The sequence below is a fragment of the Microbacterium sp. BF1 genome, from assembly GCF_019279095.1.
Classification (GTDB): domain Bacteria; phylum Actinomycetota; class Actinomycetes; order Actinomycetales; family Microbacteriaceae; genus Microbacterium; species Microbacterium maritypicum.
The window spans coordinates 1-4,265 of sequence record NZ_JAGYWT010000203.1 but is presented as its reverse complement, the minus strand read 5'-3'; the positions used below and the strand labels follow the sequence as shown (position 1 = coordinate 4,265).

Genomic DNA, 4,265 nt, shown 5'->3' with positions numbered 1-4,265 from the left:
CCGCACCTGCTCGTGCCGCCGCATCGATGACGATCTGCGCGCAGGCGCGGGCATCGGCGAGCGCATCATGGTGCGAGAACTCCTCGAACCCGGCTGCGGCCGCGGCGATCGGCAGGCGATACGAATCGAGCGTGTAGGTCTTGCGGGCGACCTGCAGGCTGCACAGCGAGCGGTAGGGCGGGCAGAGCTGCCCCGTCGCTTCGGAGGCGCGGCGCAGCACGTTGAGGTCGAAGCCGGCGTTGTGCGCGACGAGCACGTCGGCTCCGGCGAAAGCGCACAGGCGGTCGAACTGGTCGACCCAGGTCGCGGCCGAGAGCACGTCCTCGGGCTGGATGCCGTGGATGCGCACGTTCCATTCCTGGAACTCGTCGTGTCCCGGCGGCGGCTGGATCAGCCATCCGGCGGTGGCGACGACTTCTCCGCCGCGCACACGGACGAGTCCGACCGAGCACGCGGAGGCCGGGCTGGAGTTCGCGGTCTCGAAGTCGATCGCAGTGAAGTCCAGTGGCACATCCCCACTTTCCCCCGGGTGCTCGAAGTGGGGTCGCAGACTCGCCGTATGCTGGCGACATGGCTGAGGACATGGCGACGTCGTTCGGAGCGCAGGCCGGAGACTACGAGGCCGGAAGGCCGGAGTACCCCTTCGAGGCGGTGGCCTGGATGCTCGAGCGGATGCCGGCGGATTCCCGCCGTGTCGCCGATGTCGGCGCGGGAACGGGCAAGCTCACCCGGGTGCTGACCCAGGCCCCTGACGCCGAGGTGGTCGCTGTCGACCCCGATCCCGAGATGCTCGCGGCGCTTCGCGGCGCCGAGCCGGGTGTGCCGACCTTCGTCGGGTCGGCGGAGCGGCTGCCTCTTCCGGATGCGAGTGTCGATGCCGTCGTGCTGGGCCAGGCCTGGCACTGGGTCGATCCCGTCGCGGGCTCGACCGAGATCGGTCGTGCAGTGCGCAGCGGGGGAGTGCTCGGCCTCATCTGGAACATCCGCGACGATCGCGTCGAGTGGGTGCGCAGGCTCACCGAGGTCATGCATGGCAGCCACGCCGAGATCATGCTCGCCGAGGGCGATCCGGTCGTCACCGCGCCGTTCGGACCGCTCGACCAGGAGCGCTGGGAATGGGTCCGACCCGTCACCCGCGATGTGCTGCATCGGATGGCGGCGTCGCGCAGCTACATCATCACCGCTCCCGACGAGGAGAAGACGCGCATCCGACGGGAGCTCGACGCTCTCTTCGACGAGCTCGACCTGCACGGCGACGCGACCATCGACCTCCCGTACGTGACCAGGGCGTACCGCGCCGTCCGCGACTGACGCGCAGCCTTCCGCAGGATCGCGGGGCTCCGGCCAGGTAGACTCGTGCCCCGTGGCTCTCACTATCGGCATCGTCGGCCTGCCCAACGTCGGCAAGTCCACCCTCTTCAACGCACTCACCAAGAACGACGTGCTCGCGGCGAACTATCCGTTCGCGACGATCGAGCCCAACGTCGGCGTGGTGAACCTGCCCGACCCGCGCCTCGAGAAGCTCGCGGAGATCTTCGGCAGCGAGCGGATCCTCCCCGCGGCAGTGTCGTTCGTCGACATCGCCGGCATCGTGCGCGGTGCGAGCGAGGGTGAGGGACTCGGCAACAAGTTCCTCGCGAACATCCGTGAGGCCGACGCCATCGCACAGGTCGTGCGCGGTTTTGCCGACGACGACGTCGTGCACGTCGACGGCACGGTCAACCCGGCCTCCGACATGGAGACGATCAACGCCGAGCTCATGCTCGCCGACCTCGAGACCGTCGACAAGGCGATCAGCCGGTACGAGAAGGAAGTACGCGGCAAGAAGATCGAACCCGTCGTGCTCGAGACCGCGAATGCGGCGAAGGACGCGCTGGAGCGCGGCGTGCTGCTGTCGGTCGCCGGTATCGACCTGACGCCGATCCGGGAACTGGGTCTGCTCACCGCGAAGCCCGTCATCTTCGTCTTCAACGTCGACGAGGCCGTGCTGACCGACGACGCGCGCAAGGCGGAGCTCGCAGCCCTCGTCGCCCCGGCGAAGGCCATCTTCCTCGACGCGAAGATCGAATCCGAACTCATCGACCTCGACCCGGAGGATGCGGCGGAACTGCTCGCCTCGACCGGCCAGGACGAGTCCGGCCTCGACCAGCTCGCCCGCATCGGCTTCGACACCCTGGGCCTGCAGACGTACCTCACGGCCGGCCCGAAGGAAGCTCGCGCCTGGACGATCCCCAAGGGCTCGAAGGCGCCGCAGGCCGCCGGTGTCATCCACACCGACTTCGAGAAGGGCTTCATCAAGGCCGAGATCGTCTCGTTCGAGGATCTGGTCGAGACAGGTTCCGTCGTCGAGGCCCGTGCCAAGGGCAAGGCCCGCCTCGAGGGCAAGGACTACGTCATGCAGGACGGCGACGTCGTTGAATTCAGGTTCAATGTCTAAAAAAGGGCGTCTGACCAGGGATTTTACCCTCTCGCCCTCTGGTTGGGCTCGGCGGACGAGTTCCGATCTACCTTCAGGTGCTAAGCGTTTTCCCCGCTGACCTGGGACTTTGATCGCCCCCTGCGGAGCTTCCGCCGGGGCCGATTCTCGTTTCCGCAGTGCGGTAGCGTCCCTGATAGGCAGTCTCGGCTGGCCGGTTCCGGGGTGAGTTCGAGTCGTTCGACGCGCGATCTCTCGGGCGGTGTGCTGACTCAAAAATCAGTCTGACTCAAAAGTCGGATGTCCCAACAGTGCCGCGGTTCACCGGGGCAGGTCTCGTTTCGCCAGAGTGCGAGTGATCTCGTCCCACTGGGAGCTCGCGACCAATTGGCGGTGCCGGCGCAAGGCGGTCTGCCATGACCCGAACTCTGCTGGGACCTCGCGCCACGTGATGCCGGTGCGTGTCTTGAAAAGCGCCGCGTCGACGATCGTGCGTATGTCAGTACGTGGCCGCCCGCGGCGAGGGCCTTCTTCTGTGTGAACGATGTGCTTGATCCAGCTCCATTGCTCATCCGTGAGTCGTTGATAGCCGGGCTGGAGGCTCTCGATGTCTCTGCCGTCGTCACCATCCTTTGCCTGGTCATCGATTCGCACGGCTTTGACCACGCCGCGGATGACGGCGCATTCGGTGCATTGGACGGTCGGTTCAACGTAGCGGGGGGAGTGCGCGGCCAAGGTCTCGACGTGCTGGCAGGTCAGTTCCACTCGCCAGGTGGCGCTGCGGTCAATGTGCAATGAGGGTGGGTATAGGAGCTGTCGGAGCTCATCGCGTTGAGCCGGTGAAAGTGGCGGGAATGGGCAGCACAGGTGGCAGTGCTCCACCCTGTTGTTCTCGAGACGCCAGACACCCATGCTGCATGCCGCGTGCTCGGCGCGGAACTGGGCATTGTCGGCGTCGATCAGTGCAAGGCCCTCTTCATCAGTACCCAGGGCTGGCTCACCGAGAAGGGCGCGCCCACATGCGCGGCAGGGTTCGCCGGCTGCATAGGCTTCATACGGAAGCTGGAGGTCGTCGCCTGCCCGCTCCCTCCGCTTCGCCTCGTCTGCTTGGGCCCATGATTCCGAGAGCAGCGCCCTACTCCGTGGTGTGTGCAGGACGCGGGGGAGAGCTGTCGAGCTCCCGTCGGGGATCTGCTGCGATTCGAACATCGTCACGCTCTCCTTCGAGGTCAGATGCGGCTCAGTGCGAGTCGCGCGCGGCCCTGCCTCGAACGCTACCGGAAGCGATAACTTCCTGGAAGTCATGACTACCAGACCTGAGGCTGGTTGTGTGACAGAACCGCTGAAGAAGGTGCTCGGAGCGCAGGTGCGCGATCTGCGCCTTGCGCGCCGGCTGTCGCAGGAAGGTCTTGCCGAGGAGCTCGGTGTGTCGACTCGGTATCTTGCCGGTATCGAGCGTGGAGAGCGCAACCTCACCCTGGATTCGGTGGATGCCCTCGCTGAGCAGCTCGGCGTCGAGGCGCAGTCACTGGTCGTCCGTCGATGACGGCCGGTACATGAGTTGCTCTGGCATAGCGGACGAGGTGGGCGTCGCTCGGAGCCTGGCCGAGCAGACAAGACTTCGCACGAGCTGAGAGAATGTCAGTGGTGCCGTCTACCTTCAGTGTTGGTTGGGCGGCATCGCCTGTACCAGTCTCATCGCCCCGCCGCTCGGCAGGATGCCTAGGGCGTGTCTCCCATATGGCGTAGCCAGGTGAGGATTGCGCTGATGGTGACGGCCGCGCGGTAGGTGATCGCGAGCTTGTCGTAGCGGGTGGCGAGGCCCCGCCATTGCTTGGCGAGAGCGAAC

At 66.1% G+C, this 4,265-nt stretch carries 5 protein-coding genes and 1 pseudogene; 3 read left to right on the top strand and 3 right to left on the bottom strand.

Annotated elements, in window-relative coordinates; all coding sequences use genetic code 11:
* Positions 1–511, bottom strand: a 511-nt coding sequence (locus KZA10_RS08695) for a 3'-5' exonuclease (RefSeq protein ID WP_218682667.1), incomplete at its 3' end; no start/stop codon positions are given.
* Positions 512–570: 59 nt separating this feature from the next.
* On the opposite strand from KZA10_RS08695, the gene KZA10_RS08690 reads away from it, so the two are divergent.
* Together KZA10_RS08690 and ychF are read left to right on the top strand one after the other, a co-directional pair.
* Positions 571–1,311, top strand: coding sequence for a class I SAM-dependent methyltransferase (locus KZA10_RS08690; RefSeq protein WP_218682666.1), 741 nt, complete (start codon positions 571–573; stop codon positions 1,309–1,311).
* A 52-nt stretch (positions 1,312–1,363) separates the two neighbouring features.
* Positions 1,364–2,437, top strand: coding sequence for a redox-regulated ATPase YchF (gene ychF, locus KZA10_RS08685; RefSeq protein ID WP_218682665.1), 1,074 nt, complete (start codon positions 1,364–1,366; stop codon positions 2,435–2,437).
* Positions 2,438–2,737: 300 nt separating this feature from the next.
* Here ychF and KZA10_RS17920 read toward each other — a convergent pair whose 3' ends face one another.
* A complete protein-coding gene (locus KZA10_RS17920) occupies positions 2,738–3,625 on the bottom strand; it encodes a transposase (protein ID WP_256934608.1) in 888 nt (295 codons plus the stop codon).
* 121 nt (positions 3,626–3,746) lie between these two features.
* On the opposite strand from KZA10_RS17920, the gene KZA10_RS08675 reads away from it, so the two are divergent.
* Positions 3,747–3,962, top strand: coding sequence for a helix-turn-helix domain-containing protein (locus KZA10_RS08675; protein ID WP_218682664.1), 216 nt, complete (start codon positions 3,747–3,749; stop codon positions 3,960–3,962).
* Positions 3,963–4,138: 176 nt separating this feature from the next.
* Here the strand turns inward: KZA10_RS08675 and KZA10_RS08670 are convergent.
* A pseudogene (locus KZA10_RS08670) lies at positions 4,139–4,265 on the bottom strand (IS5/IS1182 family transposase); the annotation flags it as partial.

Bases quoted from the DNA above. Each gene is read 5' to 3' on its own strand.
- KZA10_RS08690 (WP_218682666.1), top strand. From the start codon at position 571: ATGGCTGAGGACATGGCGACGTCGTTCGGAGCGCAGGCCGGAGACTAC.
- KZA10_RS17920 (WP_256934608.1), bottom strand. From the start codon at position 3,625: ATGTTCGAATCGCAGCAGATCCCCGACGGGAGCTCGACAGCTCTCCCC.